We start from the raw sequence: 15,828 nt of genomic DNA, 5'->3' as shown, positions 1-15,828 counted from the left end.
GAGCACGACGAGCGCGCCAGCGTCCACGCCGTCCACCACCGCCATCTCGCCGAAGGTGTAGCGCAGCGTCACCGGCTTGAGCTGGGCGGTCTTGTCCGGGCCGACCACGTAGACCTGGCGATCGCTGCCGCGCAGGATGATCGCGGCCTGCGGGATCACGACGACACCCGGCATGCTGCGCAGCGTCATGCGCACCCGCAGGTACTGGCCCGGCCAGAGCTTCTGCGCGCCGTTCTCGAATTCAGCCTTGAGCTTGATCGTGCCGGTGGTGGCGTCGACCAGGTTGTCGACGAAGCTCAGCCGGCCGCGCGCGATCGCGTCCACCGGCTGGCCGCCCCGGCTGTCCTTGCGGGCCGGGCCGCCCTCGATGGTCGGCAGCATGGCCTGGACTTCCAGCGGTACCGCCTTCGTGCCCTCGACCGGGCGCATCGCGTCGAGCACCGGTGCGAGCTCGGTCTCGGGCAGGTTGAAGCTGACGGCGATCGGATCGATCTGCACGATGTTGACCAGCGGGGTGCCGGTCGCGCTGGCCTGCACGAGGCTGCCGGGCCAGACGTTGACCGCGCCGGCGCGGCCGCCGAAGGGCGCGCGGACCTCGTTGTAGCTGAGCGCGACGGTGGCGGACTGCAGCGCGGCGGTGTCGCCGTCGACCACGCTGCGGCCGGCCTCGAGGTTGGCCAGCGCCGTGTCGACCGCGCTCTGCGCGACGAACTTCTGCGCGAGCAGGTCCTTGGCGCGCTCGTACTGGCGCTGCAGGTCGGCGAGGCTGGCCTTGTCGCGGGCGAGCTGGGCGCGGGCCTTGTCGAGGTTGGCGCGGTCCGCGCGCTCATCGAAGCGGAACAGCGGCTGGCCCTTGGTGATCGTCTGGCCGTCGCGCACGAGCACGTCGCGGACGGTGGAGGTCGTCTGGGCGCGGATGTCGACCTGGTTGATCGGCGTGACGGTACCGCTGGCCTCGACGGTGACCGGCACGTCGCGGCGCTGCGCGGTGACGACGCCGACCAGCTGGGTGCCGCCCGCGCCCGAGGCAGCGCGTGCCGAGACGGTGGCGCCTTCGGCGGCGGAGGTCGCGGACCGGGCCTCGGCCGATCGCGCCTTCCACCGCCAGCCGCCGCCGGCGACCAGCATCAGGACGATCAGGGACAGGGCGATGGGCTGGCGGCGCATGAACACTTTCTCCAACGACGGTCTTCTTCGAGGGGCGCGGAAGCTTAGGCCGCGGTCCTGCGATGAATGTTTCGTTCAGGTTAATCCTGCGTGCACCTGAGGAAAACCGTGCGATTGGAGCGTGGGGAGGGCGGTGTCGGGGGCCGCGACCGCCGGATGTCAGCTGCCCTTGAGCGCCCGCGCCAGCGCCGCGCCGACCACCGCGTTGTGCTTCACCAGCGCGATGTTGGTGACCAGGCTCGCGCCGCCGCTGAGGTCCTTGATGCGGGCGAGCAGGTAGGGCGTGACCGCCTTGCCGCTGATGCCCTGGGCATCGGCCTCGGCGAGCGCCTGCGCGATGAAGCCGTCGATGACCGCCTTGGGCATCGCGTGCTCGGCCGGCACCGGGTTGCTGATGACCGCGCCACCGCCCAGGCCCAGCGCCCATTTCGCGCGCAGGAACTTCGCCTGCTCGGCCGGCGCGTCGATGCGGAAGTCCGCCTTCAGCCCGCTGTCGCGGGTGTAGAACGCGGCGAAGTTGTCCTGGCCGACCGACAGCACCGGCACGCCGTGCGTCTCCAGGTACTCCAGCGTCAGCGCCAGGTCCAGGATGCTCTTGGCGCCGGCGCAGACCACGGCCACCGGCGTGCGCGCCAGTTCCTGCAGGTCGGCCGAGATGTCGAAGGAGGTCTCCGCGCCGCGATGCACGCCGCCGATGCCGCCGGTGACGAAGACCTCGATGCCGGCTAGCCGGGCGCAGATCATCGTCGCGGCGACCGTCGTCGCGCCGATGCGGCCGGTGGCCAGCGCGTAGGGCAGGTCGCGGCGGCTGAGCTTCATCGCGTCGGGGGACTGGCCCAGCAGCTCGAGCTGCGCGTCGTTCAGGCCGACGCGGATCTTGCCGTCCAGCACCGCGATCGTCGCCGGCACGGCGCCGTGCGCCCGGACGATGGCCTCGACCTCCCGAGCCGTCTGCACGTTCTGCGGATACGGCATGCCGTGGGAAATGATCGTGGACTCCAGGGCTACCAGCGGCCGGCCCTCGGCGCGCGCGGCCGCCGCTTCGGGCGAGAAGTCGATCAGGGTGGCGTCGAAGCGGTCTTGCGTGTTCATGGGGTCTCTTTCGTATTCGTGGATCGGTGTTCAGACGAGCAGCGCCGGGCTCAGCGCCTCGCTGACCGTCGCATCGCTCTGCAGTGTCAGCGCGGCCAGTCGCTGGCCCAGCGCGCACGCGGCGCGGAGGTCGTCGGGGTCGCGGTGCAGCGCCGCGGCGATGCCGGCGGTCATCGCATCGCCGGCGCCGGTGACCTCGCGGATCGAGGCGGGGTCCAGCGGCGGCGCGGGCAGCAGCACCAGCGCGTCGCCGTCGGAGAAGCGGACGCCGTGCGCGCCGTCGCTGATCACCAGGCGCCGCAGGCCGGCCGTCCGCAGCGTCAGCCAGGCGTTGCGCAGCGCGTCGTCATCGGACAGCTCGCGTCCGACGAGGGCGGCCAGCTCGCCGCGATTGAGCACCAGCAGCTCGACGCCGCGCAGGTCGGTGCCCAGGCGCGACATCTTCGGCTCGGACACCGCGACCAGCAGCAGCCGCTGCGCGCGCAGGCGCGCTTCGGCGCGCAGTTCGTCGAGCGTCTCGCGCGGCAGGTTGAGGTCGGCGACCACCCAGCGGGCCGCCGCGCGCTGCGGGGCCGTCTGGCGGAGGAAGGCGCGATCGAGGCGCTCGGTCAGTTCCATATGGGCGAGCGCCAGCACCAGTTCGCCCTGGGCGTCCAGCACCGCGGTGTAGCTGCCGGTCGCCGCGCCGACCGCCTGCAGGCTGCCGGCGCAATCGACGCCGAGCGCCTGCAGCCCGGCCAGCAGCGACTGCCCGGCAGCATCGGCCCCGACGGCCGTCAGCAGATGCACCGGCAAACCCAGTCGGCCCAGGTTCTCCGCGATGTTGCGGGCCACGCCGCCAGCGGACTCATGCTGCCGGGCGGGATTGGAGCTGCCCATGCGCAGCTCGCCGACGGCCCGCAGCTTGCGATCGAGGTTGGTGCCACCGATGCAGACGATGGGCTGCCGCTGCGGCAGCACGTAGGCGCGGCCGAGGATGCGGCCTTCGCGGGTCAACTGGGCCAGATGACCGGCCACCGCGGAGCGCGACAGCCCCAGCTGGTCCGCCAACTCCTGTTGGCCGATGAACGGATTGGCCTGGACCAGCGCGAGCAACTGCTCCTTGGACGAGGGTTCCTTGGGAAGTGACATGGCGGCGGATTCTAGGCGGATCGCCCGCATCGAGCAAACAATTGTCTTTGGCTTAAACAATTGTTTGTCATCGGTCTGGGGGAGTCCGGCGCTCGCCTGGAGGACCGACTTTGCATACGCTGCTACGGCTCCCACAGACCAGTCAGGCGGGGAGCTCGCCGCAGCGAATAGACAAGGAGGACGCCATGCGGAAGAACTTGCCCGTCACCCAGCGCCAATACGACTTCCCAGCCGATGCCACGCTGATGTCCACGACGGACACAAAGAGTCGGGTGACCTATGCCAACGCCGCCTTCGTCGAGGCGAGTGGCTTCACCGCCGAAGAGTTGCTCGGCCAGCCCCACAACATCGTCCGCCATCCCGACATGCCGCCCGAGGCCTTCGGCGACATGTGGCGGACGCTGCAAGGCGGCGAGTCGTGGACCGGGCTGGTGAAGAACCGGCGCAAGAACGGTGACCATTACTGGGTCCGTGCCAACGCGACGCCGGTGATGCGCAACGGCCAGCCGGTGGCCTACATGTCGGTTCGCACCCGGCCTTCGGCGGAGGAGGTCGCCGGAGCCGAGCGGCTTTACGCCGACCTGCGCGAGGGGCGGGCCACGCATCTGCGCTTCCACAAGGGTGTCGTGCTGCGCAAGGGGACGATGGCCTGGACCTCGATGCTCAAGACCATGCCGGTGCGCTGGCGGGTGCGGCTGCCGCTGCTGGCCCTGACGGCCGCGGCGATCGTGTCCGCATGGATGAGCGCGGCGACCCTGGCCGCCGCGGCCTCTTGGATCGGCGCCTTCGTCGTGGTGTCCTTGCTGGCGATGGTCTTCCTCGAGGCGCAGGTGGTGCGGCCGATGGAGTCGCTCGCCCGCCACGCGTGCCGCGTCGCCAGCGGCGACACCCGCGAGCCGCTGCAGCTGGACCGCGTCGATGAGATCGGCATGGCGCTGCGCTCGCTCAACCAGCTCGGGTTGATGTTCCGCTGGGTCATCGACGACGTCGCCGCGCAGGTGGTGACGGTGCAGTCGTCCAGCGGCGACATCGTCACCGGCAACAACGAGATCAGCGCCCGCACCGAGCAGGCTGCGGCGAGCCTGCAGCAGACCGCCGCGTCGATGGAGCAGATGAGCGCGACGGTGCGCAGCAATGCCGACGCCGCGCGTCAGGCGGAGGATCTGGCCCAGGGCGCCAGCGTCGCGGCGGCGCAGGGCGGTCAGGTGGTGCGCAGCGTCAACGAGACCATGGTGGGCATCACCGCGTCGAGCAAACGGATCGGCGACATCATCGGCGTCATCGATGGCATCGCGTTCCAGACCAACATCCTGGCCTTGAACGCGGCCGTGGAGGCGGCGCGGGCCGGCGACCAGGGACGCGGCTTCGCGGTGGTGGCCGGGGAGGTGCGCACGCTGGCGCAGCGCAGCGCCGCGGCGGCCAAGGAGATCAAGCAGCTGATCGGCGAAAGCGTCGAACGCGTGGAGGCTGGCGGGCGTCAGGTCGACGAGGCCAGCCAGGCGATGCAGGAGATCGTGGCGCAGGTGGGAAGCGTGTCTGCGCTGATCACGACGATCGGCAATGCGACGCGGGAACAGGCGGCGGGGATCTCCCAGGTCAGCCAGGCGGTGTCGGAGCTCGATCGCACGACCCAGCAGAACGCGGCGTTGGTGCAGCGCTCCGCCGGGGCGAGCGATTCGCTCGAGAAGCAGGCCACGCAACTGGTGCAGGCGGTGGCGGTCTTCCGCATGAGCTGACACGCCGGAGGCCCCTGGCCTCGCCAGCGACCCTCTCCCGGCAGCGGGAGAGGGCGCTGCCTCAGAAGAACCCGAGCTTCTGCTGCGAATAACTGACCAGCAGATTCTTCGTCTGCTGGTAATGGTCCAGCATCATCTTGTGGGTCTCGCGGCCGATGCCCGATTCCTTGTAGCCGCCGAAGGTCGCATGCGCCGGATAGGCGTGATAGCAATTGGTCCACACGCGCCCGGCCTTGATGCCCTTGCCCATGCGGAAGGCGGTGTTGATGTCGCGGGACCACACGCCCGCGCCCAGGCCGTAAGGCGTGTCGTTGGCGATGCGCAGCGCTTCTTCCTCGGTCTTGAAGGTCGTGACCGCCAGCACCGGGCCGAAGATCTCTTCGCGGAAGATCCGCATGTCATTCGTGCCCTTGAACAGCGTCGGCTGGATGTAATACCCGCCCGCCAGATCGCCGCCCAGTTGTGCCCGGCCGCCGCCGATCAGGCACTGCGCGCCCTCCTGCTTGCCGATCTCCAGGTACGACAGGATCTTGTCCAGCTGCATCGACGAGGCCTGCGCGCCCATCATGGTCTCGGTGTCCAGCGGGTTGCCCTGCTTGATCGCCTTCACGCGGTCGATCGCGCGGGCAATGAAGCGGTCGTAGATGGACTCGTGGATCAGCGCGCGCGACGGGCAGGTGCAGACCTCGCCCTGGTTGAAGGCGAACAGCACCAGACCTTCGATGGCCTTGTCGAACAGGTCGTCGTCCTGCGCCGCGATGTCGGGGAAGAAGACGTTGGGGCTCTTGCCGCCGAGCTCGAGCGTCGCGGGGATCAGGTTGGTGGCGGCCGCCTGCGCGATGACGCGGCCGGTGGCGGTGGAGCCGGTGAAGGCGATCTTGGCGATGCGCTTGCTCTGCGCCAGCGGCATGCCGGCTTCCTTGCCGTAGCCGTTGACGATGTTGAGCACGCCCGGCGGCAGCAGGTCGGCGATGAGTTCCGTCAGCACCAGGATGCTCACCGGCGTGGACTCCGCCGGCTTGAGCACGACCGCATTGCCCGCGCCCAGCGCCGGCGCCAGCTTCCAGGCTGCCATCAGGATCGGGAAGTTCCACGGAATGATCTGGCCGACAACCCCCAGCGGCTCATGGAAGTGGTACGCGACCGTGTTGGCGTCGATCTCGCTGAGCGCGCCCTCCTGCGCCCGCAGGCAACCGGCGAAGTAGCGGAAGTGGTCGACCGCCAGCGGCAGGTCGGCATTGAGCGTCTCGCGCATCGGCTTGCCGTTGTCGACGGTCTCGGCATAAGCCAGCAGCTCCAGGTTCTGCTCGAGGCGGTCGGCGATGCGCAGCAGCACATTGGCCCGCTCGGCGGCCGGCGTCGCGCCCCAGCGCTCGGCGGCGGCATGGGCGGCGTCCAGCGCCAGCTCGACGTCCGCCGCGGTCGACCGCGCGGCCTGGGTGTAGACCTGACCGGTGATGGGCGTGATGACGTCGAAGTACTGGCCGTCACGCGGCGCGGTCCATTGGCCGCCGATGAAGTTGTCGTAGCGCGGCTTGAACTGCAGCGGGGCACCGGCGGCGTTGGGCTTGGCGTAGATCATGGTTGTCTCCGTGGTTGATGAGGCGTCGAACGCCCGAGCCCGCTTTGCATGGGCCGTGCCAGCACCGGCTTCGCGCCGAAGACCCTGCTCACCAGCGGAAAGCCGCTTCTCTTTTCGACAGGCTTTGGTCAGGATCGGTCCACAAACTGGTCCCGGCATCGCCGCGATGGCACAGGTGTTCCGGAATGGCGCAACCCGGGCGCGAATTCCGGCTCGAACCCGCGATCGCGCCCGCGGCGAAGACCGGACGGGCCGTCGACGCCGAGGGCCCCGACGCAAGGAGACGACAGGATGGTGAAAACCCCGAGCGGCGCCGCACTGGCGCCAAGGTTGCTGCGCGCCGCGCGGCGGGAGTTGCTGGACACCGGTCGACTCAGCGTCGAGGCGCTGGACGAGGGCCTGAGCCGCAGCTGGCTGCGCAGCCGGGACTTCGGCCTGGACCCCGTCGGCCGCCCACCGGGCGCCCCCCATGCGTCGGCTGCTCAACTGAGGCGCGCGCTGGAGCGGCAGCATGAGCTGGTGGCCCATGCGCGACCGGTCATGGAGGACCTCTTCGAGCAGACGCGCGACAGCGACGGTCTGGTCATCCTGGCCGACGCGCAGGGACTGCTGCTGGGGGCGCTGGGAGACGGCCGCTTCGTCGATCGTGCGCAGCGCGTGGCGCTGCGGCCCGGCGCGATCTGGGACGAGCGATGGCGGGGCACGAACGCGATCGGCACGGCCCTGGCGGAGCAGCGGCCCGTGGCGGTGCTCGGCGGCGAGCACTTCCTGGAGCGCAATGCCTTCCTCAGCTGCACCGCGGCCCCGATCCGGGATCCGCAAGGGCGGGTGCTGGGCGTGCTGGACATCTCCGGCGAGCAGCGCGGCTTCCAGCGGCACACGCTGGCGCTGGTGCGCTCGGCGGCGCGGATGGTGGAGCATCGGTTGTTCCAGACGCGGCACGCCGACGGGCTGCGCTTGCAGATCCATCTGCAGCCGGAGGGCCTGGGCACGCCGACCGAAGGGCTGCTGGCGCTCAGCGACGATGGGTGGATCCTGGGTTGCAACGCGGCGGCGCAGGGGTGGCTGGGCACCGAGGCGGCGCGACCGAGCCCGCTGGAGGCGTTGCTGCCGCTGCGATGGACCGAGCTGATGGACTGGGCCCGGGACGGCGGCGACGGCGCGCGGCTGCTGCGTCGTGAGGACGGGCCGCCGCTGTGGCTGCGGCTGGACGCGCCGCGCGGGTGGCGTCGACCGGCGCCCGCGGCGCGAAGGGACGGGGCAGCGGTGGTCGATGTGGAGGTGACCCGGCCCGCGGCGCCCGAGCCTACGCCCGCGACGGAGCAGGCGCCCGCGTCGACGACGCCGGATGCCCTGCAATGGCTGGACCTCGGCGACGCGGCGATGCATCAGGCGGTGACGCGGGCGAGGCGGGTGCTGGACAAGCCGATCCCGTTGCTGCTGCAGGGCGAGTCGGGCGTGGGCAAGGACCTGTTCGCGCGTGCCATTCATGACAGCGGTCCGCGACGCGGCCACGCCTATGTCGCGGTGAATTGCGCGGCCCTGCCGGAGTCGCTGATCGAGGCGGAGCTCTTCGGCTACCGGCCGGGCGCCTTCACCGGGGCTTCACGCGACGGCGCGCAGGGGCGGCTGCGCGAGGCGCATGGCGGCACCTTGTTCCTCGACGAGATCGGCGACATGCCACTGCCGCTGCAGGCGCGGCTGCTGCGCGTGCTGCAGGACCGGCAGGTGCAGCCGCTGGGCGGCGGGCCAGCGGTGGCGGTGGACTTCCAGCTGATCGGCGCGAGCCACCGGCCGTTGCGGCAGCTGGTCGCGCAGGGGCTGTTCCGTGAAGACCTGTACTACCGGCTCAACGGGCTCACGCTGTGCCTGCCGCCGTTGCGGGAACGGCAGGACCTGCCGATGCTGCTCGCGCGCCTGCTGGCCGCGATCGAGCCGGCGCGTCGCGTGGAACTGGACCCGTCGTTGGCGCGCGAGTTGATGGCCTATCGCTGGCCGGGCAATGTCCGGCAGCTGGAGCAGGCGCTGCGCATCGCCTGCGCGCTGATGGAGCCCGGCGAGTCGGTGATCCGCCGTGGACATCTGCCGGATGACCTGGTCGAGGACCTGGACCAGGGCGCGCCACTGCCGATTCCGGTGCTGCTGCCGGAGCGGCCCGGGGCCGACGGGGCCGAGGCGAGTCACGAGTTCGCGCGGGCAGGGTCGGGACGCTCGACGCCCCCGGCGATGTTGCGCGACCAGTCGCGGGCCCATGCCCGCCGGGTGCTGGCGGACTGTGGCGGCAACCATTCGGAGGCGGCGCGGCGGCTGGGCATCGGGCGCAACACGCTGTACCGGCTGCTCAAGGCCTAGGGCACTGCGGCGGGCGGGTCGTCGGCCTGTAGGGCGACGCCTCACAAGCCGATCAGCGGATCGCTGCCGCGGCGTTGCGTCGAATCCGGCTTCTGGCGAAGACCGGGCGTCCCTATCCTTTCGGTCATGCGGTCCAGGTTTCTGGTGGTGGATTGCAGAGGCGCAAGCCGGACGTCAATGGGTAAGGCGGGCATCCGAAAGGATGTCCGCCTTCGTCTTTGGTGGCCTGCGATTGGCCGCGCATCGCAACGTGGCGCCTCCGCCACGGAATCGCCGGGAGGGCCGATGCGATCGGCTCTGGAAGGCCTCGAATCCCTATGTTGTCAGGCGCGCCGCGCGCGCAATCGGCGTAGCCTTCGTGCCGTTGACAGGCGGGACTGGCGGCCAGGGATGGCCAGGGAGGCCCTCATGGACGACTCCGCGCACGAGCGACCCACCTCCGCCGCGGCGGCGGCGCTGCTGGGGCAGATGAAGCGGGCGGTCTTCGACGGCTCACGGATCGCCGTGATCCAGCGGGACCTCGCGAACCACGTGCTCTATGCCAACGCCGCCGCGCTGGCGATGAGCGGCGTCGCCCATGTCGACGAGTTGCACCTGGACCGGCTCTTCGCCGGCGAGGCCGGCCGTGTCCTGGACGAGGAAACCCGTGGCCGCCGCAACGGCGAGCTCGGCGCCTACCGCGTCACGCTCACGCGACTGGACGATCCCGGCCGCCAGGTCGCCGTCGAGGTGACCGGCCTGCCGCTGATGGATGCCCGAGGCGCGGTCGTCGGCTCGCTGGGCTTCTTCCGCAGCCTGCAGCACCAGGTGCTGACCGACCGCCTGCGGGAGCTGACGCTGAGCCACGCCGGCCGCCCGGACCTGCTGTCGCGGATGGCCGAGGCCCTGCGCGTCGAGTTGCCCTACGACCTGATGCTGGTGTCCCGCGTCGTGGCGGACGGCGAGCATTGGGAGTCGGAGATCGTCTTCAACCATCCGCCGTTCCGCCAGGACGTGCCGACCGCCTGGTACGAGCTGAACGACGCGCAGCGCGCCTTCATGGAAGCGAACGACGGCGGCATCCACGACTTCGACACGGTGATGAGCGAGCCGCCCTGGTCGGACATGGCCGACGAGCCGATCTGCCGCCAGATGCGCGCGATGGACCTGAAGTCCAGCATGTGGCGACGCATCACCCGGGGCGAGGGTGCGGACGAACGCACCGTCGCCATCCTGACCCTGCTCAGCCGTGAGCCCGACGCCTATGGCGAGCCGCACCAGACGCTCTTCAACCAGCTGCCGCTGGTGGAGACGGTGCTCTGCGCGCTGGACCATGCGGCGCAGGCACGCGATCGGCGCCAGCTGCGGATGTTCCGCGCATTGAACCGCTGCGTCGACATCCAGGAGGCCTGTCGCTGCCTGGCCGACGCCCTGATCGAGATCTTCGACTGGCAGCACGTCGGGCTGTTCCGCGTCGACAGCGCGCGCGAGTCCGTCGTGCGCGTGGCGTCGGCGCGCCGCGGCGACGACGGGTGCGCCGTCGATACCGGCGCCGTCTGGGGCGACTATGCGCAGCCGGTGAGCGTGGGCATCCTCGGCCGCGTGGTGCGGACGATGGCGGCGCAGAAGATTCCGGATGTCGCGCTGGCCCCCGACTACCTGCGCACGCCGGACGGCGAGCCGATCCGCTCCGAACTGGCGGTGCCCATCCTGTTCTCCGAGGGCGAGCGGGTGCGCTTCATCGTCAACGTCGACGATCCCCGGGTCAACGCGTTCTCGCGCGAGCACGTCCGGCAGCTGACCGACATCGCCCACGAGGTCGCCGGCGCGATGGAGCGCATCAGCGACCTGACCCTGATGACCGAGTGCGTGAACAACGTCGCCGACCCCGTCATCGCGACCGACGCGAAGCTGCGGATCCGTCGGGTCAATCCGGCGGCGGAGGCCCTGTTCGGCGCGCGGCGCAAGGCGCTGGAGGGGCGCAGCCTGATCGACCTGTTCCAGGATCCGCAGCCGCTGGTGGCGCTGCTGCAGGGCACCGAGGCTGGCGATCGGATCGGTGAACTGCATGTCTGCCGCAAGGCGCGCGAGGACGAGGCGGCCGAAGGACCCGAGGCGCCCGGCGGAATGGGCGGCGACGCGCCGAACTCGGTCTTCGTCACGCGGCGGGACTTTCCCGGCAAGCTCGGTGGACACGTGTTCATCGCGCGCGACCTGCGGCCGATCCGGCGATCGGTGCAACTCGAGTTCCTCGAGGAGACCGCCTATGAGCTGGCGGTCGAGACCCAGGCGCCACTGGGCATGGCGATGTCCTGGCTCGAAAGCGAGCTCGAGTCGGCGCATCGGCCAGGCACCGCGCGTGACCCGGGCCGGGCGCGCGACCTGCAGACGGTGCTGAGGCAGCTGGGCCGGGTGAAGCACGCCTTCACCCGCCTGGCCATGTACAACCGCGAGGCGCGCGTCGCCGCGCGCGCGGTCAGCACGATCCAGCTGGACAGCGAGCTGGAGGCGCTGCTCGCCAGCCTGGCCGCCTCGGAACGGGAGAAGGTGCAGCTGGTCTCGGCGGCGCGCCGGGTCGAGGTCGAGGCCGATCACACGCAGCTGCACATCGTCGTCGAGAGCCTGCTGTCGGTGCTGCTGCGCGCCGCGCCGGAAACCGCGACGGTGCTGCTCACGCTGGTGCCGGACGACCGGGAGGTCTTCCTGCGCCTGCGCGGCAAGCTGCCGCCGGCGCGTCGGCACGGCGCGCGCTTCGCGGCGCCGGAGGCGGCCCAGGCCGATCTGCGGCTGGCCCATCCGCTGCTCGACAAGCTGATGCGCAACCAGGGCGGCAGCCTGCGCGTCCACACCTTGACGGATGGCGAGACCGAGTTCGTGCTCGGCTTCCCGCGGGGGAACGCTCATGGCTGATTTCCTCCTGGTGTTCTGTCCGCAGCAGCAAGGGCTCGAGGTCGAGCAGATCAAGAAGCAGTTGCGGCGTTTCGGCGCGCATGCGGTGCAGCAGGAGACCACCTGCGAGACCGGCCTGGAGCAACTGCAGCAGCAGCGGTTCGACTTCGTCATCGTCGGCAGTCGCCTCGCCGCCGACGCGGGCGCGGTGGTGGAGGACGGCGGCGGGCTCGACTTCTGCCGCCGGGCGCGGCTGTTGACGCAGACGCCGATGATGCTGCTGGCACCGGCGCTGACCTCGGAGCTGCAGCGTGAGAGCGCCCGCGTGCCGGGCCTGACCGCCTATGCGGATCCCGGCACCGCCGGCGGCTTCGCGCTCGAACTGCTGCAACCCGGTCAGCGCGTCGATCCCTGCCTCGCTATCCGCGTCAAGGCCAGCGAGACCGGCTGGAGCTTCGACATCGACGGGATCGGCTTCAAGTTCCATGGCGACGGCATGCTGACCGTGCCGCGCTCGGCCTGGATGCGCTGGGAGGCGCAGCACATGTTCCAGCCCGACTGGTATGACGAGTTCTCCGACATCGGCGAGAGCATCCGCATCGCGCTGTGCGACGAGAACCCGCACTTCAAGGTCCAGCGCGAGCTGGGCCGCGCCGCCGCGGCGATGCAGCTGGGCGATGCCGGGCGTGAACTGCCGGACCGGCTCACCTTCGCGGTGTCGGAGGCCTGCTATCCGCTGATGCTGGAGGCGGTCTTCGACCCGTCGCTGCGGCCGGAGCCCTGGCTGGCGCAGGCTGCGTCGGTGGCGCGGCGCCTGCTGGAGAGCGACGGCGACGCGAGCCAGGACCTGTTCTCCGGGCCGCCCGCGGCGCGGCGCGCGCTGTTGATCTGCGCCGACACCCATGGCAGCGTGTTCAGCGCGAAGCTGCTCGGCGGCCAGGTGCGGCTGGATCCGCTGACCTCGGTGCGGCTCGAATGCGCGCGGGTGCGCAAGCTGCTGACGACGCGCGACGCCCGCACCGGCCAGCCGCTGTTCTACGAGGACAACATCCGCGTGCTCGGCATGGACGGGCCGGTGACGCGGGCGGCGCTCGACGCGGCGCTGCGCGAGGGCAACTGGGACCTGATCCACTTCGCCGGTCATACCTGCTTCCAACGCCATGGCGCGCAGCAGCGCGGCGGCACCGGCTTCCTGTTCATCGGGCCGGCGGAGGAGCCGGAGGGCATCGACTTCGGCGACATCGTCAGCTACATGCGCGAGGCCCGCTTCGTCTACCTGAGCAGTTGCGAGAGCGGCAATTCGGGCTTCGCGGCGCTCGCGGCGACTGCCGGCATCCATGCGGTGCTGGGCTACCGCTGTCGCGTCAACGACCGCACCGCGGCGCTGCAGGCCCGGCTGTTCTACCGGATGCTGCTGCGCAGCCATTCGCTGAACGCGGCCTTCGGCCTGGCGCGGCGCCGCATCTACAAGCGCTACCGCGACCGCGACAACGCCTGGGCTTCCGCGATGCTGGTCACGCCGGAGTTCCGGTCCTGACCGGAGCCATCTCAGCACGGCTCGCCGGTCATCAGATCCAAGGCGATGCCGGCGGCGGGATCCCGCGGGTAGAAGGCCTGGTGACCATGCGCGGCGCGCATCGCGGGCTCATCCCAGGGGGCCGTGCGTTCGGACCGGTAGTTGAAGAGCAGACGCGCGCCGGGCACCTGCCGCACGACCGCATGGATCGCTTCGTCGTCGGGATGCTGGAAGAGGCTGCCATCGGTGGAGATCAGCCAGGTGTCGCACGCGATCCGGTCGAGCAGATCCTTGCTGAGGTTGGCCGCTGAGCCGTGGTGCGCCAGCTTGACCGCGTCGAGCCGCAGCATCGCGGTGCCGGCCGAGGCCGCCCATCGACCCAGCGTCGCCGCGAGCGTCGGCGCATGCGCGTCGCCGAGCAGCGCGATGCGTCGGTCGGCGTATTCGGCGATGACGGCGATGCTGGAGCCGTTGGCCACCGCGTCGTCCATCGGCCCGAGCGCCAGCGCCGCCGACGACATCATCTGGTCCGGCGTCGGCCGCAGCCGGGCGCCCGAAGCCCGATAGGCGGCGCGCCCATCGAGCCGCGCGCGCAGCGCCGCCTCGTTCCCGGGGTCGACCTCGGCCCGCTCCAGCGCGCGGCTCCAGGCGGTGCGCAGCTTGACGAGCTTGTCCAGCGTCGGCGACAGCAAGGTGAGCCGCAGGCCGCCCGGCAGCTCGCGCGTCGGCAGCGGGCCGGTCGCGGGCACGAACACCGGCGCGCCGTGGAAGGCCGCGTTCCATTGGCGTCCGTCGATGCGCACGCTGATCTCGGTGCCCTGCATCGCGCTGCGCTGGTGGCTGTCGGCGTCCCCCAGGTCCGCTTGGCGCGACGCGGGCGGTGGCTCCTTCAGTTCCTGCGCGATGTGCGGCCAGCCGTTGAACCAGATGTCCCGGAAGGTCGCCAGCTCCCGGTGGTTCAGCAGCTTGAGGCAGCCCTCGATGTGATCGCCATCGACATGGGTGATGACCAGCAGCTCCAGTTCACGCTGGTCTTCGGGCAACGCGGCCAGGCGAGCCGACAGCGCGCCATAGGCGCCGATCGGTCCGCCGTCGATCAGCACCCGGCGTGGCCGCGCCGCGTCGCCGTAGCTCAGCAGCAGGCAGTCCCCATGCCGCGCCGGCAGCAGCTCGATGCGGAAGACCTCGGCCATCGCGGCGGTCGCGCCGATGCGCTCAGGACAGCGCGTGCCGCGGATAGGGCCAGGCGGGCGCCTGCGGCCGGAAGACCGCCTGCGGCGTGCGGGAGCGCACCGCCGCGTCGCTGACCGCGTAACCCCAGTTGATCAGCTCGCACTGTTCCTGCTCCTTGAAGCGGTCGAGGCGGGTACGGATCGCCGCGAGGTCGGCGACCCGCGCCGGATCGACGGGCAGCCTCGGCACTTCGGTCGCGGGGTAGTCGGCGATGTCGGTGTCGATGGCCCAGAACGCGCCTTGCGCCTCGCCGCGGGCGTAGGCCGCGATCAGCATGCGCTTGCGCAAGGCCAGCGCCTGGTTCAGGCCGATGTCCATCGCGCGCAGCACTTGCCGCGGCGCCATCGTGCCGATGCCGGGGTCGATGTCGAACGGCTTGCCCGCGTCGCTGACCAGCACCATGGCATGACGGCCCCAGACGGTTTCCAGCCCGAGGTTGTCGTAGACCCCGCCGTCGGCCAGGATCAGGCGGCGGCGGTAGTCGACCTGGTCGTAAAGGTCGGCGCCGTCGACCCGGGTGAAGTCTTCCGGCCGGACGTCCAGTGCGATCGGCGCGAGCACCGGCGGGAATGCGCTCGAGCAGGCGACCGCGGTGGCCACGTCGAAGCGGGGCTTCGGAATGAGGCCGATGCGGTAGTCGCCGGCGTAGGGCTTGGAGAAGCGGAAGCTGACGCCGGTGGCGTAGTTGGTCGCGTTGAACACGAAGCGCGGCGTGTCGGGCAGCGACTGCAGCGAGGCGTCGAGGCCCAGGCGCTGGCGGTATTCCTCGGCGACAGCCTCGCCGGCCGACCGGAAGGGATTGAAGGCGCCCGACAGCACCGAGGCGACGTCGATGTTGCGGGCACAGAAGTCCCGCAGCGGCGCGACGACCTCGGTCTCGAAACGCGGGGAATGCCCGTCGCCCTCGAAGGCCAGTCGCGGCCAGCGCACCGCCAGCAGCCCCGAGGCGATCGATCCCCCCGACACGCTGGACAGGCGCGCCAGCCGGCCCAGCACGCCGAGCTCGTTGAGCCGCCACAGCACGCCGACATGGAAGAGCACGGCCCGGAAGCCGCCGCCGGACAGCGCCAGCGCGATGCCGTCGGCACGCGCGTCAGGATCGAGGGGCATGGCCGTCTCCCGCAGTGGCAATGGTTCAGCCTAGGCAGCGG

General features: G+C 70.9%; 10 protein-coding genes. 4 read left to right on the top strand and 6 right to left on the bottom strand.

Annotated features, from left to right (window positions below):
* The 3 genes from CS062_RS04885 to CS062_RS04875 all read right to left on the bottom strand — a co-directional run.
* On the bottom strand, positions 1 to 1,167 hold a 1,167-nt coding region (locus CS062_RS04885), incomplete at its 3' end, for an efflux RND transporter periplasmic adaptor subunit (protein ID WP_143742251.1).
* 159 nt (positions 1,168 to 1,326) lie between these two features.
* Complete coding sequence (locus CS062_RS04880; RefSeq protein WP_099860322.1) at positions 1,327 to 2,259, bottom strand: pseudouridine-5'-phosphate glycosidase; 933 nt, start codon at positions 2,257 to 2,259, stop codon at positions 1,327 to 1,329.
* 30 nt (positions 2,260 to 2,289) lie between these two features.
* Positions 2,290 to 3,390 carry a carbohydrate kinase gene (locus CS062_RS04875; RefSeq protein ID WP_099860321.1) on the bottom strand — a complete coding sequence of 367 codons (1,101 nt, stop codon included), beginning with the start codon at positions 3,388 to 3,390 and terminating at the stop codon, positions 2,290 to 2,292.
* 185 nt (positions 3,391 to 3,575) lie between these two features.
* On the opposite strand from CS062_RS04875, the gene CS062_RS04870 reads away from it, so the two are divergent.
* On the top strand, positions 3,576 to 5,126 hold the full coding sequence (locus CS062_RS04870; protein ID WP_099860320.1) for a methyl-accepting chemotaxis protein: 1,551 nt from the start codon (positions 3,576 to 3,578) through the stop codon (positions 5,124 to 5,126).
* 61 nt (positions 5,127 to 5,187) lie between these two features.
* On the opposite strand, the gene exaC is transcribed toward CS062_RS04870, so the two are convergent.
* On the bottom strand, positions 5,188 to 6,708 hold the full coding sequence (exaC, locus tag CS062_RS04865; protein WP_099860319.1) for an acetaldehyde dehydrogenase ExaC: 1,521 nt from the start codon (positions 6,706 to 6,708) through the stop codon (positions 5,188 to 5,190).
* Between the two features lie 291 nt (positions 6,709 to 6,999).
* On the opposite strand from exaC, the gene CS062_RS04860 reads away from it, so the two are divergent.
* From CS062_RS04860 to CS062_RS04850, 3 genes are all read left to right on the top strand, one after another.
* Positions 7,000 to 9,060: a sigma-54-dependent Fis family transcriptional regulator gene (locus CS062_RS04860; protein WP_099860318.1), complete on the top strand. Its 2,061-nt coding sequence runs from the start codon at positions 7,000 to 7,002 to the stop codon at positions 9,058 to 9,060.
* A 408-nt stretch (positions 9,061 to 9,468) separates the two neighbouring features.
* Positions 9,469 to 11,949: a PAS domain-containing protein gene (locus CS062_RS04855; RefSeq protein WP_158238666.1), complete on the top strand. Its 2,481-nt coding sequence runs from the start codon at positions 9,469 to 9,471 to the stop codon at positions 11,947 to 11,949.
* Positions 11,942 to 13,465 (top strand): CHAT domain-containing protein, encoded by a 1,524-nt coding sequence (locus CS062_RS04850; RefSeq protein WP_158238665.1) that lies wholly within the window; start codon positions 11,942 to 11,944, stop codon positions 13,463 to 13,465. Before CS062_RS04855 ends, CS062_RS04850 begins: the two co-directional genes overlap by 8 nt.
* An 11-nt stretch (positions 13,466 to 13,476) precedes the next feature.
* Here the strand turns inward: CS062_RS04850 and CS062_RS04845 are convergent, their stop codons facing one another.
* Together CS062_RS04845 and CS062_RS04840 are read right to left on the bottom strand one after the other, a co-directional pair.
* Positions 13,477 to 14,637, bottom strand: a complete 1,161-nt coding sequence (locus CS062_RS04845) for a ComEC/Rec2 family competence protein (RefSeq protein WP_099860315.1) — start codon at positions 14,635 to 14,637, stop codon at positions 13,477 to 13,479.
* Between the two features lie 22 nt (positions 14,638 to 14,659).
* A complete protein-coding gene (locus tag CS062_RS04840; RefSeq protein WP_099860314.1) occupies positions 14,660 to 15,787 on the bottom strand; it encodes a patatin-like phospholipase family protein in 1,128 nt (375 codons plus the stop codon).
* Between the last annotated feature and the right edge of the window lie 41 nt (positions 15,788 to 15,828).

It is taken from the genome of Roseateles chitinivorans (assembly GCF_002761755.1).
Taxonomy (GTDB): domain Bacteria; phylum Pseudomonadota; class Gammaproteobacteria; order Burkholderiales; family Burkholderiaceae_C; genus Roseateles; species Roseateles chitinivorans.
This window is presented reverse-complemented; position numbering and strand designations above follow the sequence as displayed.

Bases quoted from the DNA above. Each gene is read 5' to 3' on its own strand.
- CS062_RS04880 (WP_099860322.1), bottom strand. From the start codon at position 2,259: ATGAACACGCAAGACCGCTTCGACGCCACCCTGATCGACTTCTCGCCC.
- CS062_RS04875 (WP_099860321.1), bottom strand. From the start codon at position 3,390: ATGTCACTTCCCAAGGAACCCTCGTCCAAGGAGCAGTTGCTCGCGCTG.
- CS062_RS04870 (WP_099860320.1), top strand. From the start codon at position 3,576: ATGCGGAAGAACTTGCCCGTCACCCAGCGCCAATACGACTTCCCAGCC.
- exaC (WP_099860319.1), bottom strand. From the start codon at position 6,708: ATGATCTACGCCAAGCCCAACGCCGCCGGTGCCCCGCTGCAGTTCAAG.
- CS062_RS04860 (WP_099860318.1), top strand. From the start codon at position 7,000: ATGGTGAAAACCCCGAGCGGCGCCGCACTGGCGCCAAGGTTGCTGCGC.
- CS062_RS04855 (WP_158238666.1), top strand. From the start codon at position 9,469: ATGGACGACTCCGCGCACGAGCGACCCACCTCCGCCGCGGCGGCGGCG.
- CS062_RS04850 (WP_158238665.1), top strand. From the start codon at position 11,942: ATGGCTGATTTCCTCCTGGTGTTCTGTCCGCAGCAGCAAGGGCTCGAG.
- CS062_RS04845 (WP_099860315.1), bottom strand. From the start codon at position 14,637: ATGGCCGAGGTCTTCCGCATCGAGCTGCTGCCGGCGCGGCATGGGGAC.
- CS062_RS04840 (WP_099860314.1), bottom strand. From the start codon at position 15,787: ATGCCCCTCGATCCTGACGCGCGTGCCGACGGCATCGCGCTGGCGCTG.